This is a genomic window from Salegentibacter chungangensis (assembly GCF_042678405.1).
Taxonomy (GTDB): Bacteria; Bacteroidota; Bacteroidia; order Flavobacteriales; family Flavobacteriaceae; genus Salegentibacter_A; species Salegentibacter_A chungangensis.
In genome coordinates, this window is the sequence record NZ_JBHTLI010000001.1 from 479,200 (window position 1) to 498,161 (window position 18,962).

13 protein-coding genes are annotated in these 18,962 nt (G+C 44.0%); 9 read left to right on the forward strand and 4 right to left on the reverse strand.

Annotated elements, in window-relative coordinates:
- The first annotated feature begins 5 nt into the window (after positions 1 to 5).
- From ACFQ3Q_RS02135 to ACFQ3Q_RS02170, 8 genes are all read left to right on the forward strand, one after another.
- Complete coding sequence (locus ACFQ3Q_RS02135; RefSeq protein ID WP_380742454.1) at positions 6 to 1,604, forward strand: beta-N-acetylhexosaminidase; 1,599 nt, start codon at positions 6 to 8, stop codon at positions 1,602 to 1,604.
- The gene (gene murQ, locus ACFQ3Q_RS02140; RefSeq protein WP_380742456.1) at positions 1,594 to 2,412 is read left to right on the forward strand and encodes an N-acetylmuramic acid 6-phosphate etherase; all 819 of its coding nucleotides are present in this window, start codon (positions 1,594 to 1,596) and stop codon (positions 2,410 to 2,412) included. The genes ACFQ3Q_RS02135 and murQ overlap by 11 nt, the downstream gene beginning before the upstream one ends.
- Positions 2,413 to 2,581: 169 nt before the next feature.
- Complete coding sequence (locus tag ACFQ3Q_RS02145) at positions 2,582 to 5,647, forward strand: SusC/RagA family TonB-linked outer membrane protein (protein ID WP_380742458.1); 3,066 nt, start codon at positions 2,582 to 2,584, stop codon at positions 5,645 to 5,647.
- Positions 5,648 to 5,650: 3 nt separating this feature from the next.
- Positions 5,651 to 7,153: a SusD/RagB family nutrient-binding outer membrane lipoprotein gene (locus tag ACFQ3Q_RS02150; protein ID WP_380742460.1), complete on the forward strand. Its 1,503-nt coding sequence runs from the start codon at positions 5,651 to 5,653 to the stop codon at positions 7,151 to 7,153.
- A 128-nt stretch (positions 7,154 to 7,281) separates the two neighbouring features.
- On the forward strand, positions 7,282 to 8,907 hold the full coding sequence (locus tag ACFQ3Q_RS02155) for a glycoside hydrolase family 10 protein (protein WP_380742462.1): 1,626 nt from the start codon (positions 7,282 to 7,284) through the stop codon (positions 8,905 to 8,907).
- A gap of 7 nt (positions 8,908 to 8,914) precedes the next feature.
- Positions 8,915 to 10,363, forward strand: coding sequence for a sodium:solute symporter (locus ACFQ3Q_RS02160; RefSeq protein ID WP_380742464.1), 1,449 nt, complete (start codon positions 8,915 to 8,917; stop codon positions 10,361 to 10,363).
- An 18-nt stretch (positions 10,364 to 10,381) separates the two neighbouring features.
- Positions 10,382 to 11,401, forward strand: coding sequence for a dipeptide epimerase (locus ACFQ3Q_RS02165; RefSeq protein ID WP_380742465.1), 1,020 nt, complete (start codon positions 10,382 to 10,384; stop codon positions 11,399 to 11,401).
- An 18-nt stretch (positions 11,402 to 11,419) separates the two neighbouring features.
- On the forward strand, positions 11,420 to 12,646 hold the full coding sequence (locus ACFQ3Q_RS02170; protein ID WP_380742467.1) for a C40 family peptidase: 1,227 nt from the start codon (positions 11,420 to 11,422) through the stop codon (positions 12,644 to 12,646).
- Between the two features lie 132 nt (positions 12,647 to 12,778).
- Here ACFQ3Q_RS02170 and ACFQ3Q_RS02175 read toward each other — a convergent pair whose 3' ends face one another.
- The 4 genes from ACFQ3Q_RS02175 to ACFQ3Q_RS02190 are packed head-to-tail and all read right to left on the reverse strand — an operon-like array spanning position 12,779 to position 17,557.
- Positions 12,779 to 13,366 (reverse strand): peptidoglycan recognition protein family protein, encoded by a 588-nt coding sequence (locus ACFQ3Q_RS02175; protein WP_380742469.1) that lies wholly within the window; start codon positions 13,364 to 13,366, stop codon positions 12,779 to 12,781.
- Between the two features lies 1 nt (position 13,367).
- Positions 13,368 to 14,300: an N-acetylmuramoyl-L-alanine amidase gene (locus ACFQ3Q_RS02180; RefSeq protein WP_380742471.1), complete on the reverse strand. Its 933-nt coding sequence runs from the start codon at positions 14,298 to 14,300 to the stop codon at positions 13,368 to 13,370.
- Between the two features lie 26 nt (positions 14,301 to 14,326).
- Positions 14,327 to 16,246: a glucosamine-6-phosphate deaminase gene (gene nagB / locus ACFQ3Q_RS02185; protein WP_380742473.1), complete on the reverse strand. Its 1,920-nt coding sequence runs from the start codon at positions 16,244 to 16,246 to the stop codon at positions 14,327 to 14,329.
- Between the two features lie 39 nt (positions 16,247 to 16,285).
- Positions 16,286 to 17,557, reverse strand: a complete 1,272-nt coding sequence (locus tag ACFQ3Q_RS02190) for an ROK family transcriptional regulator (RefSeq protein WP_380742475.1) — start codon at positions 17,555 to 17,557, stop codon at positions 16,286 to 16,288.
- Positions 17,558 to 17,790: 233 nt separating this feature from the next.
- On the opposite strand from ACFQ3Q_RS02190, the gene ACFQ3Q_RS02195 reads away from it, so the two are divergent.
- Positions 17,791 to 18,945, forward strand: coding sequence for an acyltransferase family protein (locus ACFQ3Q_RS02195; RefSeq protein WP_380742477.1), 1,155 nt, complete (start codon positions 17,791 to 17,793; stop codon positions 18,943 to 18,945).
- Positions 18,946 to 18,962 lie beyond the last annotated feature (17 nt).

The following is an 18,962-nucleotide window of genomic DNA, read 5'->3' on the forward strand; positions in this document are numbered from 1 at the left end:
AGATTATGAGATCTCAGTATATAAAAACATTCATTATTTGTTTTCTTCTGGTGCCTGCTTTTGGATTTGCACAGCATACACCGGTTCAAAAACCTGCTATAATTCCGCAGCCATCAGAAATTGAATGGAAGGAAGACATTTTCACTCTTCCGGAAAGAGCGGTGGTTTGTTATAATTCCGGGGCAGAGAATGCTGCTGCCTGGATGCAGAAACTTTTAAAGAATACTTATACCGAAAGCTTTACGATGCCCGGTGAAGACTGCGTAGGCTTTTCCATTCATATTAAGGAGGAACTTAAGGAAAGCCTGGGTGAAGAAGGATATCAGTTAAAGATAACCCATAATACGGTTTTTATAAGTGCGGCAGCTGAAGCCGGTTTGTTCTATGGAATCCAGACCTTCAGGCAGATGCTTCCTTCTGGGATTGAACAAAACAGACTTACTGAAGAGATCAGAATTCCGCAGGTAGAGATCACCGATCATCCAAGATTTGCCTGGAGAGGATCTATGCTGGATATCTCAAGGAGTTTTTTCGGAATGGATTACCTGAAAAAGCATTTGGACAGGATGGCGCTTTATAAAATGAATCGCCTGCATTTGCATCTAACCGATGACCAGGGCTGGAGAATAGAGATAAAAAGCAAGCCGAAATTGACCGAAATAGGAGGGCAGGGAGCCGTAAAAAACGGACGTTCCGGTTTCCTTACCCAGGAAGATTATAAGGAGCTACAGAAATATGCCGAAGCGAGGAATATCACTATTATTCCTGAGATCGATATGCCGGGACACATCTACGCCGCTCTTAGGGCTTACCCAGAACTAAACTGTGACAGCCTTACCAATATTAAGCCTGATATGGCCACCCCGCCGGAACTTTTCCACGGCTATGAAGTTGGCTGGAGTAAACTTTGTCTTGAGAAACCGGAAGTTTATGATTTTGTTTCTGAAGTGATGGCTGAACTTTCTGAGATCACCACCGGAAAATACATACATATTGGCGGAGATGAAATAGATGATGAGCGATACGAGGAGTTCGTGGTAAAAGCCGATTCTATCGTACGTGAGAACGGGAAGACCGTTATTGGCTGGGAAGAAGTGACCCAGGCACCGGTGCATTCCGATTTTATTAGTCAGCGCTGGAATGGAAAAACCCAAAGCGTGGTAGATACTAGAATAATAGAGTCTATATGTACCAGGTTTTATTTTGATCACGCCAATGTTCCCGGCCAGGAAAATACCAACAACTGGTGCCAGGAAAGAGGGGTTTCTCTTAAAGACGCCTATAATTTTGAAAATGAAAACCCTAACGTGATAGGAGTGGAGGCACCGGTTTGGACAGAACTGGTAACTTCAGATGATATTGCCGATAATCGCTTGTGGCCTCGGACCATTGCCGCGGCCGAAGTTGGCTGGACGGTTTCAGAAGCAAAGGATTTTAATGCTTTCCTTCAGCGTCTGGGACAACATGGGCAGAGATTGGATAATCTGGACATCAATTATTTCAGAAGCCCTTCAGTAGAATGGAACAGTGAAAATGAAGAAGGAGTCTTTTCAGACTTTATGCCTGAGGAGATTAGAATAATAAAAATTGAAAATGGAAAATAAGAGACCTGATACCGAAAAGACCTCGAAGTACGACCACCTGGAAAGGATGAGCACTTCAGAACTGCTTTTCAATATCAATAATGAAGACAAGAGCGTGCCTGAAAGCATTGGAGAGGTACTGCCGGAAATTGAAAAACTTATCGAGGTGATCGTGCCTAAAATGCAGGAGGGCGGAAGGCTTTTCTATATTGGTGCAGGAACCAGCGGCCGCCTTGGGGTGCTGGACGCTTCAGAATGTCCTCCCACATTTGGGGTTAGTGACGATATGGTGATTGGCCTTATTGCAGGGGGAGATGTGGCTTTAAGAAAAGCGGTTGAAAATGCCGAAGATGATACCGAACAGGCCTGGAAAGACCTCCAAGAATATAATATCAATAAACAGGATGTATTGGTTGGTATTGCCGCCTCGGGAACGACTCCTTATGTAATTGGCGGACTTCAGGATGCCAGGAAGAACGGGGTGATCACCGGTTGTATTACCTGTAGCTCCGGCAGCCCCATCGCAGAAGCTTCAGACTTTCCTGTTGAAGTGATCGTAGGACCCGAATTTGTTACCGGGAGCACCCGAATGAAGGCCGGAACCGCTCAGAAGCTTGTTCTGAATATGATCTCGACCTCGGTAATGATCAAACTTGGCAGGGTGAAGGGGAACAAGATGGTAGATATGCAGCTTTCCAATAAGAAGCTGGTAGGCCGTGGGACCCGTATGATTATGGAGGAGCTAAACATACCCGAAAAGGAGGCTGCTCAATTGCTTAAAAAGCACGGAAGTGTGCGGAAGGCAATCCTTGAGTATAATAAAAAATAAGGACTTACTTAAAAATTTTATTTATGTTTAATATTTGATAAAAATATTTAACATAAATTTTATTCTTTCCTATAAAAATATACCTTTAGGGCCTTAATTGCCTGTTTTTTAAATACCTCAAAAAAACAGGCATTGAACTTAACCTATTTATTAATTTCTAATTTCTATTATGAAAAAACATTTTCGAAAGGCCCTTTTACTTTTTCTTTGTTTTTTTTCCCTGCAAATGTGGGCTCAGGAAAAACAAATTTCGGGAGAAGTAACAGGTCAGGACGGTATGCCTCTGCCGGGTGTATCTGTATTTGTTAAAAACACTTCCGTGGGAACTGTGACTAATTTTGATGGAGAGTTCTCCCTTAATGTACCTGACCAAAGCAATAATGTTTTGGTTTTTTCTTTTTTAGGCTATACCACTAAGGAAGTAAAAGTAGGAGACAAGAACCAGTTTAAGGTCACCCTGGAAACAGATCAGGAAGCTTTAGATGAAGTTGTGGTTACCGCCCTTGGTATTAAAAGGGAAAAGAAGGCTCTGGGTTATGCCGTGCAGTCTTTGGAATCTGAAAAACTTCTGGAAGGGAACCAAACCAATATGGTGAACGGGCTCCAGGGGAAAGTTTCAGGGGTTACCGTAGCCAATTCCGGTGGAGCTCCGGGCTCGTCTTCAGTGATCCTTATTCGTGGAGGTACTTCTATCACAGGAAATAATCAGCCTCTTATTGTAGTGGACGGGATTCCGATTGATAACTCTACGAACCCAAGTAACGAAGTGGCCAGTGCCAACAGGGCATCAGATATTAACCCTGAGGATATTGAGAACATTTCGGTATTGAAAGGACCTGCTGCTGCAGCTCTTTATGGTATCCAGGCAGCTGAAGGAGCGGTGATTATCACTACCAAAAAAGGGAAAGCAGGAATGAGCACTATTTCTTATTCCGGTTCGGTTTCCTTTGACCAGGTATTGGGAACTCCCGATATTCAGACTCAATACGGGCAAGGAAGACAGCTTGTTGATGAGGAAGGGAATATTACCTATGAACCGGATTCTGAATTTTCCTGGGGTGAGCCTATCCCTTCAGGAACCCAAACCTATAATCATCTGGAAGATTTTTATGAAACCGCGGTTACTCAAAACCATAACGTGAGTTATTCCGGAGGTACCGAAAAAAGCCAGCTCTATTTATCTGCAGGAGACCTCTCTCAGGAAGGAGTAGTGGAAGGTACCAGTTACGATAAGACTTCTCTTAAACTGAATACAAGTACAAAATTCAATGAAGACCTTACCATTGGCGGTTCTGCCAATTATATTGTAACAGAAACCAACAGCACCAAACAAGGTAATGTTTCGGGTAGTAGCTACAGCAGTTTACTTTCTTATCCTGCCAACGTAGATATCTATGATTACCTGAATGAAGACGGTTCCCAAAAAAGATTTTTCCAGGAACAAAGATTCGATAATCCTTACTGGAGTCTTGAGAACAGTCCTAATAATGATAAAGTTCACCGTTTATTGGGGATTTTGAGTTTGGATTATAACTTTCTGGACCACTTTAATGTATCCTATAAACTTGGTACAGATTATTACAATGAATTTAGCAAAAGAGTTACCGCTGATGGGTCGTTGATTGAAAACCGTGAGGATGGAGCTATTAGCCAGTTTCAGAAAGATTACAGAAGAACAACATCTAACTTTATCCTTAGCTATAACCAGGATATCACAGAGGATTTTAATGTAAATGCTCTTGTAGGTAATTCTGTTGAAGATCTTAGAACGCACTACACCTATACTTCGGGCGTTGGATTTCAGGCACCGGGGATCTACAGTATCGCAAACATTAAGCAGGCTGATCAGAGAATTTCAGAAGTGATCAACAGAAAAAGGATCGTTGGTCTTTTTGGAGAGATCAAGCTGTCCTGGAAAGACGCGCTATTCCTTAATGCCACCGGAAGAAATGACTGGTCTTCAACTTTACCGGCAGACAAGCGTTCTTTCTTTTATCCTTCTGTAGGAGCTTCTGCACTGGTTACCGACCTGTTTAAAAATGCAGGTAAAGACATTACTTCGCCTAATGGACTTACTTATCTGAAATTAAGAACAACCTGGGCCAGAGTAGGTAAAGATGCGCCTATTGGTTTTCTTGAAAGTAATTTAGGAACCAATATTAACGGGCTTGCGAGTTCGGCTTATACCTGGACAGGTGTTGCCGTGGGTAACCCTGATCTTGAGCCTGAATTTACCGATAGTTATGAGTTTGGTTTCGATTCCCGTTTCTTCGAGAACAGAGTCGGGTTGGATATGAGTTTCTATTACAGCAAATCTGATAACCAGATCCTTCAGGGAATCAGGGTTCCTCCAACGGCAGGAACTTTCCTTGCCACCCTTAACGGCGGATCTATTATCAATAAAGGTATTGAAGCCTTCCTTTCTGTTAAGGTACTTCCAAAAACCTCAGACTTCCAGTGGAATATGACCTATAACTTCGGACTGAACGATAGTAAGGTAGATGATCTTCCTGGAATGCTGAACGAAGTTTACCTATCAGATTCCTGGACCTTTAACGGGACCGCAGCCGGGGCAGCCATTCTTGATGGTTCATTGTTCGGACTTAGAGGATACCGCCCAACTAAGAATGATAGCGGGCAGGTATTGGTTGAGTCTAATGGTCTTCCGGGCCGTGAAGCCGCAATCTTTCCTGATGTGAACAGGATCCCTGAATGGACCTTGGGAATCACCAATAATATGAGCTATAAAAACTTTAACCTGTCTTTCTTATTTGACATTGTTCAGGGAGTAGACGTATACAATGCTACCGAATCTGCCCTTGTATTCTACGGGTTAAGTCCGAAAACGCTTGACAGAGGAGAAACTACCGTAATTGACGGAGTGAATGCCAATGGAGAACCAAATACTATTGAAGTTAGAAAAGATCAGGAATATTATCAGAATTACTATTCCCGTATCGCCGATAACTTTGTGGAAGACGGATCTTTTGCAAGGTTGAGATACGTTACCCTGTCTTATAACCTTCCTTCTACTTTCCTTGATAAGTTGAAGATTGCCGATGCTCAGTTTTACGTGACCGGAAGAAACCTGTTAACTATCACAGATTACAGCGGGGTTGATCCGGAGGTAAATACTTTCGGGGCCGGGATTTCTGGTGCAGGTTCTACAGGGATAGATAATTTAGGAACTCCGGGAACACAAGGAGTAGATCTAGGTTTAAAATTTAAATTTTAAGAAATGAAGTTATATAAATATTTATTTTCAATTTTTATAATCGCATCTACGGTATCCTGTAGTGATGATTATTTTGATGTGAACAGTTCGACGACTGCGCCAACAACGCTTTCCCTGGAACCACAATTCCGTATTCAGGGAGCTATAGAGAACACCGTCGGTACCGCACAATACAGAGGGATCAGAGAGGTCTTAGGAGTAGTGCAGTACGGATCTCAGAATTCCAGTGCATATTATTCTGAATCCTGGAATACCTATCTTACCTGGGGTAACTATTACCTTTGGCAAAATGCATACGTGTATGCGCTTCCAAATACCGCAGACCTTATTTATTTAGGGAAACAATACGATGCACCTAATTATGTGGCAGTCGGAAAGATCCTTCGGGCGTATATCCTTGGAATGACTACAGACCAGTATGGCGCAATAGTTATGGATGAGACTTATGATAGTGAGTCAGCTATGAACATTACGCCGAAGTTCCAGTCCCAAAAAGAAGTGTATGAAAGGATATTCACCTATTTGGACGAAGCCGTTGCACAACTTGATGAAGAAAGCCCAATCGGCTTAAATGCCGAAGGAGGGGATGTGTTGTTTAACGGAAATAAGGAACTTTGGAAGAAATTCGCCTATTCTCTAAAGGCGCGTTACCTGAATCACCTTACCAAGAAATCTTCAGGAGAGTTTGCTTACAATCCTCAGGCAGTGATCGAGGCTGCTGAAAAAGGCTTTAGTTCAAATGCCGATAATGCCCTGATCCATTACGGGGGAGGAGAAATGACCAATGATAATCAGCCTTTCAGTGTGAATGGTTACGGTTCTACAAGATTTGATTATTTCTCAGACTTCTTTGTAAATCTTCTTAAGAATTCACTGGACCTGGAAACTCCTTACGAAGATCCTCGTCTTAGCCTGATCGTTCCTGAAGCCGAAAACGGAGGTTACCAGGGCGTTGTTACCGGTAGAGGACTGCAGGCAGATGAGACCGGAGATGAGTACTCTATTGGATATGGAGGTTTTTATACCAGTCCTGATTCACCTACTTATATGATGACCTTTAGCGAGGTTAAATTCATTGAGGCTGAAGCTAAACTTAGAAGTGGAGATGTTGGTGGAGCTTATGCCGACTATAAAATGGCAATCGAAGCCGATATGGCTAAGGTGGGAGTTCCAGCTGAAGAGATCAATGCCTATATGGCCAAAATCGATGAGGAGATAGGAGTTGAGAACTTCGGGCTGTCTGAAATTATGGTTCAGAAATACATCGCCAATATGCTGAATCCTGAAACCTGGGTAGATATGAGAAGAATGGATTACGATTCAGAGATCTATCCCGGCCTGGAAAGGCCTGAAAATGTTAACCTGGATATCTTCCCTAACGAAGATGACTGGTTACAGGCTATGATGTACGAGTATAATGAAGAAGACAGGAACTACGAGAATATGCCGAATAACGATCCGGCAGTGAGACTAACCACCCCGGTTTGGTGGGATGTAGTTGAATAATCTTTAAAAATAGGTTTAATAATTCCTATGAATAATCAGAGTGTTAATTTGATTTAGTCTAAAGTCCTTCAGGAATTTTTCCTGAAGGACTTTTCTTTAATTTTAATGCATTAGTAATAACCCATCCTATGAAGATTTTCCTTAAACCTGCTTTGATATTATCATTACTGTTACTGGCCTTTTCCTGTAAAACAATCAAGCCTGTTTCTCAGCCCGAAACTCCTGAAGTGGCTGAAGAACCTGCGCAGCAGGATAGCATTCCTGCACCTGAAAAACCTGAGGCTCCGGCTGAAAAAGTACCCCAAGAAAAAATTACAAAGGAAAAAGAGCTGAAAGCAGCACCTCCTGTGAATATTGAAGAATTTCGCGCTGCCTGGGTGGCCACCGTTGCAAATATTAACTGGCCGAGCAAACCGGGATTATCTACCAGCGAACAGCAAAGGGAAGCTCTGAAACTTCTGGACTTCCTGGAAGCTAATAATTTTAATGCCGTGATCTTCCAGGTGAGACCACAGGCCGATGCGCTTTATAAGAGCGAACTTGAACCCTGGTCTTACTTCCTTAGCGGGAAACAGGGACAGGCACCTGAACCTTATTACGACCCACTTAAGTTCTGGATCGAAGCGGCTCATAACCGCGGACTCGAATTGCACGTCTGGCTGAACCCTTATCGTGCGCATCATACCACCGGTGGGGAGATCAGTGAGCATTCCATCATCAAAAGGAAGCCTGAACTGGCCGTGGAACTCGAGAATGGAATGTGGTGGCTGGATCCAGCCAAAAAAGGAACCCAGGACCATTCTGCAGCCGTGGTGATGGATATTGTAAAGAGATATGATATAGACGGGGTGCATTTTGATGACTATTTCTACCCTTACGATTCTTATAACAACGGCAAGGACTTTCCCGATAATGCCAGCTGGAATGCCTACAAACAGAGTGGGGGAGAGCTTTCCCGCGGAGACTGGAGAAGGGATGCGGTGAATAAATTCATCAAGAGACTTTATGCTGAAATTAAAGCTGAAAAATCTTACGTGAAGTTCGGCTTGAGTCCGTTCGGGATCTGGAGGCCGGGTTATCCACAGTCGGTTTCAGGCTATGACCAATATGAAAAACTTTATGCCGATGCCAGATTATGGCTTAATGAAGGCTGGATAGATTACTTCACCCCTCAGTTGTACTGGAAGATCAATCAGTATGGACAGAGCTTCCCTGAGCTGCTTGGCTGGTGGGAAAGCGAAAATACCAAGGACCGTCATCTATGGCCGGGAATAAGCGTTGGCCAGGGAGGCGATGAGAAGAATATTGATGAGACCATCAACCAGATTATGATCACCCGCGGGATGCTTCCCGAAAGCAAGGGAACGGTGCACTGGAGTATTGGCCCGCTGGTAAAACACGACAGTCTTTCAAACGCAATAAAAGAGGGTCCCTACAGAAGAAAAAGTCTTGTTCCTCCGAGTGAGTGGCTGGACGATGAAGCCCCGGCAGCTCCGCTTGTTCAGACCAAAATTGATGGAGAACGCCTAAAGATGAACTGGACTCAACCCGCAGGTGAAGAGGTCTTCAGGTGGGTGGTCTATTTCAAATATGAAGGAGGGAGCTGGGACCATAAGATCCTGCCTCACGATGCAAGATCCTACAGCCTTCAGTATGTGGTTGGAGACAAGAAAAAGAAGATGGAGAAGATCGGGATCACGGCCGTAGACCGGACCGGAAATCAAAGCGAATTCAAAGTAATCGAATTAAAATAAGAGATTAATGAGCCCCATTTTAGTATTTAGCGTAATCGCCGGATATTTTGTAGTACTGCTTGGTATAAGTCATTTCACCTCAAAAAAGGCCGATAACACCACCTTTTTTACAGCAAACCGTCAGTCGCCCTGGTATCTTGTTGCCTACGGGATGGTTGGGGCCTCCCTTTCGGGGGTTACCTTTATTTCGGTTCCGGGTGAGGTCGGTAATTCCGGCTGGACCTATCTGCAGTTCGTGATGGGAAATATGGTTGGCTATGCCGTGATCGCACTCGTTTTGATCCCGCTTTTCTATAAATTAAGACTGGTTTCCATTTATGAGTACCTCAGAGACAGATTCGGACATAAATCATATTTGGCGGGAGCCTCTTTCTTTCTGATCTCACAGACCATAGGAGCCTCCTTCAGGCTGTTCCTTGCTGCTGTGGTACTGCAGATCGCTTTTTTTGATGCTTTTGGAATTCCGTTTTCGGTGACCGTTTTGGTAACCATCCTGCTCATCTGGTTATATACCTTCCGGGGTGGGATCAAGACCATTGTTTGGACAGATACCCTGCAGACCACTTTCCTGCTTCTGGCCGTGGTGATCAGTATTTTTGTGATTATGAGCCATATGGACCTTGGTGCCGAAAAGGTTTTTAGTGTGGTAGCTGAAAGTGACCTTTCCAATATCTTCGACTGGAACTGGAAATCTGACCGGAACTTTTACAAGACTTTCCTCGCCGGGGTATTCATTACCATTGCGATGAACGGCCTTGACCAGAACGTGATGCAGAAGAACCTTACCTGTAAGAACAAAGGAGAAGCCCAGAAGAACATCTTCTGGTTCTCTATCACTTTCTTTTTTTCGACCTTATTATTCCTTGCTTTAGGGGTACTGTTATATAAATACGCGATAGATCAGCAGATCCCGATCCCTGAACGTACAGATGATCTCTATCCGCTGCTGGCGTTAAATCACTTCGGAATATTTGCCGGGGTGGTCTTCCTTATCGGGATCGTGGCAGCCGCCTTTTCCAGTGCCGACTCTGCCCTTACTGCTTTAACCACCTCATTTTGTGTGGATATTCTCGATCTTGAGAAGAAAAAGGGAGATCAGAAGAAGATCAGGCTTGGAGTTCATATCGGGTTTACCATCCTGATGTTCCTTGTTATAGTTATCTTTAATGCCATTAATGATACCAGCGTGGTAAGCGCGGTTTTCAAGGTTGCAGGCTTCACCTACGGGCCATTATTGGGCTTGTTCGCCTTTGGGCTTATAACCAGCAGGCCGGTAAAGGACAGGTTCGTGCCAATTGTATGTGTGCTGTCGCCAATAATCTCGTTCATCCTGGATATGAATTCAACGGAATGGTTTTACGGCTACCAGTTCGGTTTCGAGATTCTTCTGGTAAATGCAGCCATCACATATTTCGGATTGTGGATGCTTTACAACAAACGACCCGGGTTTTTATAATGCTTAGATCTTAATACTATGGAGTTGAAATTTTATACTTTCGATCTTGAGCTGAAAAATACTTTTACCATCAGCCACGGTTCCCGCGATTTTCAGCCGACGCTTATCGTCGCTTTAACCGAAGGGGAGCATACCGGCTATGGTGAAGCAACGGCCACCAAATATTACGGGGTAACTTCAGAGAAGATGATCGCTTCTATAAAGGAAGTTGAACCGCTGGTGCGGGAAAATATCCACCTTACCCCTGAAGAGCTGTGGGAGATCACCTTTCCGCACCTTAAGGACAATCCGTTCGCACAGTGTGCACTGGATATCGCGATGCACGACCTGCACGGGAAACGAAACGGGATACCGCTTTATAAGATGTGGGGGCTGGAATTAAAGGATATCCCGCTTACCAACTATACCATCGGCATAGATTCTGTAGAGAAGATGGTGGAGAAGATGAAGGAATTTCCCTGGCCACTTTATAAGATCAAACTCGGCACCGATGAGGATGTGAAGATCGTAAAGGAACTCAGGAAACATACCGATTCCATCTTCAGGCTGGATGCCAATGCCGCCTGGACTGCGGAACAGGCTATTGAGAACAGCATTGCATTGAAGGATCTCGGAGTGGAATTTCTGGAGCAGCCTCTTAAGACCAATGATATTGAGGGTATGAAAAGGCTTTATAAAGATTCTGCCTTACCTTTGATAGCTGATGAAAGCTGCATTGTGGAGAGTGACGTCAAGAAATGTGCGCCTTATTTTCACGGGGTTAATATCAAGCTTACCAAGTGCGCTGGGCTTACACCTGGGAAGAGGATGATAGAGGAAGCGCGTAAGCTTGGCCTGAAGGTAATGGTGGGTTGTATGACCGAATCTACCGTGGGTATTTCGGCTATCGCGCAGCTGCTGCCTTTGCTGGATTACGTAGATATGGACGGGGCAATGCTGCTGAAGTCTGATATTGCAGACGGAGTTAAGGTCTATGATGAAAAAGTACATTTTCCCGATCGAAACGGAACGGGAGCGAAATTGTTGAAATTCGAATAAAATTAAACTGAAATAAAAATGATCAAAAAACTGAATTACCTGGCCCTTCTTGGCTTACTGATCTTTGCTTCCTGCGAAGAACAGCCCGAGAAAGAAGAAGCCAATGAGACCGACACCTATATCGCCGAAGTTGAAAAGGAATATGCTCCAGACGGAAGGGTGGCTTTGTTCGAAATCAAGGCAGAAAGAAAAGGAGATCAATACCTGCTGAAGGGAGAGTCTAATTTACCCAAGGCGGTAAATGAGCTTAAACAGAAACTGAAGGAGCAGGACATCAAGTTCACCGACAGTATCTCTCTTCTTCCTGATGAGAAAGCTCTTGAAGGCAAGACCAGGGGAGTGGTAAAGATCTCGGTTGCCAATTTGCGGGATGAACCAAAACATTCGGCGCAACTGGTAACCCAGGCAACTATGGGAATGCCGCTAAAGGTCTATAAAAAACAGGGAAGCTGGTATTATGTGCAGACTCCCGATGATTACCTGGCCTGGGTAGACTATGGCGGAATTGAAAATATGACCAAAGACCAGTTCTCTAAATGGAAGAAGGCAGAAAAGCTTATTTACCTTGAACCTTTCGGGGCTTCGGTGAAGGAAGCAGATAAGTCTTCTGCCACGGTTGGAGACCTTGTTGCTGGCGATGTTTTAGAGCTTGTGAGCGAACAAAATGGTTTTTATGAGGTTCTTTACCCGAACGGCAAAAAAGCCTTTGTAAATAAGTCTGAGGCCAAACCTTATAAGGAGTGGCTTGCATCTCTTGAAGGAGATAAGGAAAGTCTTGTAAAAACTTCCAAGGAGCTGATGGGACTTCCATACCTGTGGGGAGGAACTTCGCCAAAAGGAGTGGATTGCAGTGGTTTCACCAAGACCGTATATTTCCTCAACGGAATGGTGTTGCCTCGTGATGCTTCCCAACAGGTGCATACCGGAAAACTGGTGGACACTACAAGGAATTTTGAAAAGCTTATTCCGGGTGATCTGTTGTTCTTCGGAAAACCGGCTACAGATTCTACCTCAGAAAGGGTGGTACACGTAGGAATGTGGATTGGCGACAATAAGTTCATTCATTCTATGGGAGAAGTACACATCAGTAATTTTGATTTCACGGCTACCGATTTTGATGAGTATAACTACAATCGTTATTTAAGGACCAAAAGATTGCTGGATCAGGAAAACAACCAGGTTCAGTATCTGAAGAAGCAAGATATTTTTATAGATGATTCCGGGGAGGATTCATCTGAAGATTAATCCCTTGTTAAGGGGTGTTTTTAGTAGTTTAGTTGATTAATGCAGAAGCCCTCCCGGCAACGGGAGGGCTTCTTGTTTAAACCAGTACTTACTAATTACAATTCTGAAGCTCAGCTGTTATGATGAGTTCTTTTATTTTTCTGCAATTTCCCGTCTGAGCTGAGGTAAAATTGAATAAAGAAAATCACCCGGGCACGCGGTCTTCGCATAATCCTTATGCCCGCCGATCTGTTTTGGATTTATATGATATTCTTTCGAAAGCTTTTCAACCAGGGGGTAAAGGCTTTGTAATTGCTGTTGACCGGGCTTTGTCTTTTCAAAATTACCTTCGAGGACTATCAGGACATGTCCTTTCGGGTCGTAGGAAGTATTGGTGTCTCCCGCATAGTTTATATCCCTTCCTTCAGCAATTGTTCCGTTTTCGGCTATATAGAAATGATAGGGCACATCTGCCCAGGCTGGTTTAGGGGTGCCATCGGCCAGCTTAGAATCACTTTGTGAGAATCTTTGTAATGCCTGTACTTTTTGGGCTACACTTACTTCCGGTTTTTGGGGAGTTGCGGTATGATGAATGGTGATATATTGGAGCTGGTGAGCTTCCATTTCCATTACCGGGGCTTTTGCATTCCATTGTTCCCGTTTCAGAATATCCTGTGCCTGGAGACCAAGGCCTGCTGAAAGAAGGAATATGAATACGAAAGCGATCCGAAAGCTTTTCATATTACAGGTATTTTCGGTAAAGACTGTATAACACCTTCAGCTCGTAGTTTGACAGAACTGGATCGGTGTTTTCCTGTATAAAGTGGAGTTTAAAAGCTCTTACCGCAGCAACAGGATCTGAAATATCATAACCAATGATCCTAAGGGCCATCAGGTAATCAAAACCTGAAGGGACCATTTCAGGGAACATAAGCTCATCCAAAAAATCCAGTTCAAAATCCAATTCAGGGTGCACAGGGAAATCAAGAGGATATGCCTCGAAAAACTCATCTTCAAATTGCAGTTTTTCTACTTCAGCTTCGTCATACCAATGTCCGTAACCCTTTTCAGCCAGTTCTTTCCAGGGGAAATTCTTGTTAGGGTCCACCTTTCGAGTGGGGGCGATATCAGAGTGGCCTATAAAATTGGCTGTAGGGATGCCGTATTTTTCTTTTAAGATCTCCAGTACATCGATAAGACTTTTTACCTGGGCTTCAGAAAAGCCTTCTTTCCCATTATTGTCCAGCTCGATGCCAATAGAGGTGGAATTAAGATCGTCAGTATTTCCCCATTTTCCTATTCCTCCGTGCCAGGCGCGGTAATAGTCGTTCAGCATATGATAGACCTCTCCGTTATCGTCTATCACATAGTGGGCGCTTACCTGGGTTCTGGGAAGGGTGAAGGTTTTAAGGGTTTGTTGCACGGAATCCTGAGCGGTGTGGTGTATGACCACAAAATTAGGCTTCCGCAGGTTAAAATTAGTAGTCCCTACCCGATACTCACCATAGTTGAGTGCGGATTCGACCTGGTTTTCGCGGGCAGGAAGCCTACTTAATTCTTTGGCATATTCCTTTGCCTGTTTTTTATATACACGGTTGGTCTTGCGGTACGGATTCGTACTGCAGGAGACCAAAACCGACAGGCCTATAATTAGTGTAGGGAAAATGCCTCTCATTTTGTTAAGATCTGATTATTAGTTTGTTAGAATTTCCATCTTACAAAGGCTTCCATCGCCTCATAATCGGCCAGCCCCAGCTTGTGATAATTCACTGCGGTCTCGCTGTTCCTTTCTTCGGCGCGCACCCAGAATTCCCTTTCGTCATCACCCGGGAATACAGGCCTGTCCTTTTGGGACTGGTGCTGGAAAATGGCATGTCTCTTTCTTTGTACCTCCTGCGGTGAAAGCGGTACGGCCATTTCGATCTCGTGTACCTGGAATTCCTGCCAGGCTCCGCGATACATCCACAGCCAGCAGTCTTTGGTCCATTCTTCGGTCTTTCTGAGCCTGGTTAGGGCTTCAATAATGATCCTGAAACATACGATATGAGTTCCGTGAGGATCGGCGAAATCACCTGCCGCAAAAACCTGGTGTGGTTTTATCTTCTGAAGCAGCTCCATTGTCTGCACCACGTCTTCTTCGGTCACAGGGCTTTTCACCCTTTTTCCTGTTTCGTAGAACGGAAGGGCCATAAAATGAATGTTTTTATCCTGTAGTCCGGCATAACGGGAACCGGCAATAGCCTCGCTCTTTCTTATAAATGCCTTTACATCCTGGATCTCCTTAAGATCGATGTCATTGGGTTGTTTCTTTTCGATGAACTTGCGCATCTTCTCATAGGTGCTCTCCAGTTTACTGGTGTCTTCACCGATACTTTGATTAAAATCTATGGCGAATTCAACGTATCGTAATACATCGGTATCCCAAACCGCTGTATTACCCGAGGTTTGGTAGGCCACGTGCACATCGTGCCCCTGGTCTACCAGCCTGATAAAAGTTCCTCCCATAGAGATTACATCATCATCGGGATGCGGGCTGAAAATAAGGGAGCGCTTCTGTGCAGGCTCGGCCCTTTCGGGACGCTGGGTATCATCGGCGTTGGGTTTTCCTCCGGGCCAGCCGGTGATACTGTGCTGAAGCTGGTTGAAAACATTGATGTTTATATCGTAAGCCGGTCCCTGTTCGGTAGCCAGCTGTGCCATTCCGTTGGCATTATAATCTTCTTCGGTTAGTTTCAGGATAGGTTTGCTGACCTCTCTGGAGAGCCAGATCACCGCTTTTTTGATAAGCTGAGGATCCCAGACGCAATCTTTAACAAGCCAGGGAGTATCGAACCTTGTTAGTTCTGAAGCAGCATCCTTGTCCAGGATGAATTCCACGCTTTCAGACAGCTGAAGGTAAGTTGCAGGAACACTTCCTGAGATTTCTCCCTCTACAGCTTTCTTAATGATTGGGGCTTTTTTCTTGCTCCAGGCCATCAGAATGATCTCGCGGGCCTTGAAGATGGTCCCGATCCCCATTGTGATGGCTTTGGTAGGCACATTTTCTTTCCCTCCAAAATCCCTGGAAGCATCGCGACGGGTGAGGTCGTCCAGGGTTACCAGTCTTGTTCCCGAATTAGGAGCCGAACCGGGTTCGTTGAAACCAATGTGACCGGTTCTACCAATACCCAGCACCTGCAGGTCAAGGCCGCCAACGGCCGAAATTTTCTGTTCGTAAGCCAGACAGTAATCGGCGATATCTTCTTTTTTCAGGGTTCCGTCCGGAATATGGATATTCTCCCTTTTAATATCGATATGATTAAACAATTGTTCATCCATAAACCGAACATAGCTCTGCTTGGCATCAGGCTGCATCGGGTAATATTCATCCAGGTTGAAGGTGATCACGTTTTGAAAACTCAGCCCTTCTTCTTTGTGAAGGCGTATCAGCTCTGCATAAACCTCTACCGGCGTTGCTCCGGTAGCCAGGCCAAGTACTGCATTTTCACCCGCTTTTTGTTTGCTGGTAATGATGTTTGCAATTCTTGCAGCTACTTTTTTGGAAGCGATATGCTCATCTTCATATACACTTACCGGTAACTTCTCAAATCGTGTTTCTTCCAGGAGATTTAATCTGGCCATAATTTTTTAGGTAATTCTATGTTGTTAATATTGTTAGCTCTAGCTAATCTGGGACTTTACAAGGGCTACCTGATCCTTGAAAATATTGTCCATTACCGCTATGGTTCCTCCATAAAGGCTGGAATTAGGCCCCAGATTCGATAATTCTATACTTGTGCGTTCTTTTAACTGCATCATACAATAGGTATTCATTGCCTGCTGTATCGGGGTGGTGATAAACTGTTTGGCTTCAGCTATCTTTCCTTCCAGGATAATGAGTTCCGGGTTGAAGATCTGGATAAGAATAGCGATCCCTTTTCCTAGTTTCACACCTATCTCAGATAATACGTTTATGGCGAACTGGTCGCCTTTGTTTGCAGCTTCAATAATTACTTCGGGCTCCAGTCTTTCATATTCATCATCCATCAGCTTGCTTAAAACCGAGGTTTGTCCTGCTTCCAGTCCTTCTTTTGCCTTTCTCACAAGGGCAAGTCCGGAAGCTTCCGTTTCCAGGCAGCCTCTTTTTCCGCAGTGACAAAGCAAGCCGTCTTCCACCATAGGAATATGGCCAAATTCACCCGCAAAGCCTGAAACTCCTGAATGCATCTTCCCGCCCATAATAATTCCGAGGCCCACACCCCAGTCCATAGAGATCACCAGGACATCGTTTTTCTGTTTCGCAAGACCGTAACGGAATTCGGCCAGGCAGGCACTTTTGGCGTCATTAAGGATGACCACGGGCTTCTTAAAGGTCTTTTCAAATTTGTCCCGAAGTGACTCCGGTTCCTGTTCGGTTAAATAATAGGTGAAGTTCTTCCCTTCTTCGGAAGACACCAGTCCGGGCATACTTATTCCCGCCCCCATTACTTGTTTGGAATTTACATTAGAGGTTTTTATAAGCTCTTTAGACCATTCATGTAAAAGGTCTACAATATTAGATTCAGGTGATATTTCGGTGAACTTGGTCTCTTCAGCAATAATAGAATGATTGTTATCTATGATCGCGAGTTTTATCCTGAAGCGTTCTATATGAATGCTTAGCACAAAGAAGGAGTGTTCTTTAAGGCCAAAAAGATCGGGCTTTCTTCCTCCTTCAGACTTTCCTCGTCCTTTTTTAGCAACTATGCCTTCTTCCATCAGTTGATTGATTAGTGACATAGAAGTTGGGAGACTTATATTGAACCTGCTGCAGATCTCTGCATTAGAGGTGTCTCCATTCAAAAATAGGTGTTTTATGATCTTGATTTTCTGGAGGAACTTCTTCCTTTCCACGTTGTTAATCTGGGAAAGACGCTCTTCAGTAATAAGAAAGTCCTGTAAATATTTAGCCATATGTGTGGTTGTCTAAAAAATTAAATAATTCACTTTTGGCTCAAAATAAGCCTTTTTAAAGAAAGCGATTTATTCGAAATTAAAAATATGCAAAAAAAATAGTTCTCAAAATACTTTTTGTAAAATTTTATAAAAGATTGAATATTTAAATGAAATTTATACTTTTATAAAAAATAAGCCTCCTCAAAATTTAGGAAGATAAGTTTTGAGGAGGGCATTACAAAGTTTCTAATATGAAGACCTCTTCTTCCTCAGCCGGGGAGATAAACTCCGGAAAACAGCGCTACTTTGCCCTGGATGTTCTGCGTGGGCTTACCATTGCTCTTATGGTCCTGGTAAATACTCCCGGAAGCTGGTCTGCCATATATGCGCCTTTTAAACATGCGGCCTGGCACGGCTTCACCCTTACCGATCTGGTCTTCCCCACTTTCCTTTTCGTAATAGGTAATGCGATGAGTTTTAGCCTTAGAAAATATGAGGCTCGTGGCGAAGGCATTTTTTTTAAGAAGGTGGTAAAAAGATCGGCCCTAATCTTCCTGATAGGGCTGTTTTTAAGTGCCTTTCCTTTTGTGTACCGTTCTAACGGGGAATTGCTCCTGAAAGACCTGGCCGGAATGCGCATAATGGGAGTGCTTCAGCGAATCGCGCTTTGCTACTTTTTCGCGTCCTTTATATTGCACTATTTAAAACTGAAGAAATCCCTTGTATTAAGCGGGATCATCTTGCTGGGATATTGGGGTATCATGTGGTTCTTTGGAGATCAGCCCGATCCATACAGCCTTCAGAATAATGCTGCCTTGAAGTTTGACCTGCTGGTATTTCCGCAAGAGAACCTCTGGCGTGGTTTCGGGGTACCTTTCGATCCCGAAGGATTGCTGAGCACCCTGCCCGCAATTGTGAATGTGATCGCCGGTTATGTCTGCGGAAGATTTATACAGAAGAACGGGAATACCCTCAAGACCATTTTCAGCCTTGGGATCATTGGCGTTGTGCTTTTGGCGCTGGGCCAGGTCTGGGATATTTACTTTCCTGTAAATAAAGGGATCTGGACCAGCAGTTTTGTGCTTTTAAGCACCGGATGGGACCTTATTATTTTAGGTGTACTCATATTAATTATAGAAATTGCCGGACTTAAGAAGTGGACCTACTTTTTTGAAGCCTTCGGAAAGAACCCACTGTTCATCTTTATAATGTCCGGTTTGGTTGTGATGCTGATGAATGTAATCTGGGTTAATGGAGGCGCATTAAAAACCTGGCTATACAATAATATGTACTTAAGCTGGTTAAGCAGTTACAATGCTTCCCTGGCTTTTGCCCTTAGTTATATGCTTTTAATGTGGCTGCTGGGTTACTGGCTGGATAAGAAAAAGATCTATATAAAAGTCTGATACAAAAATCTGAAATC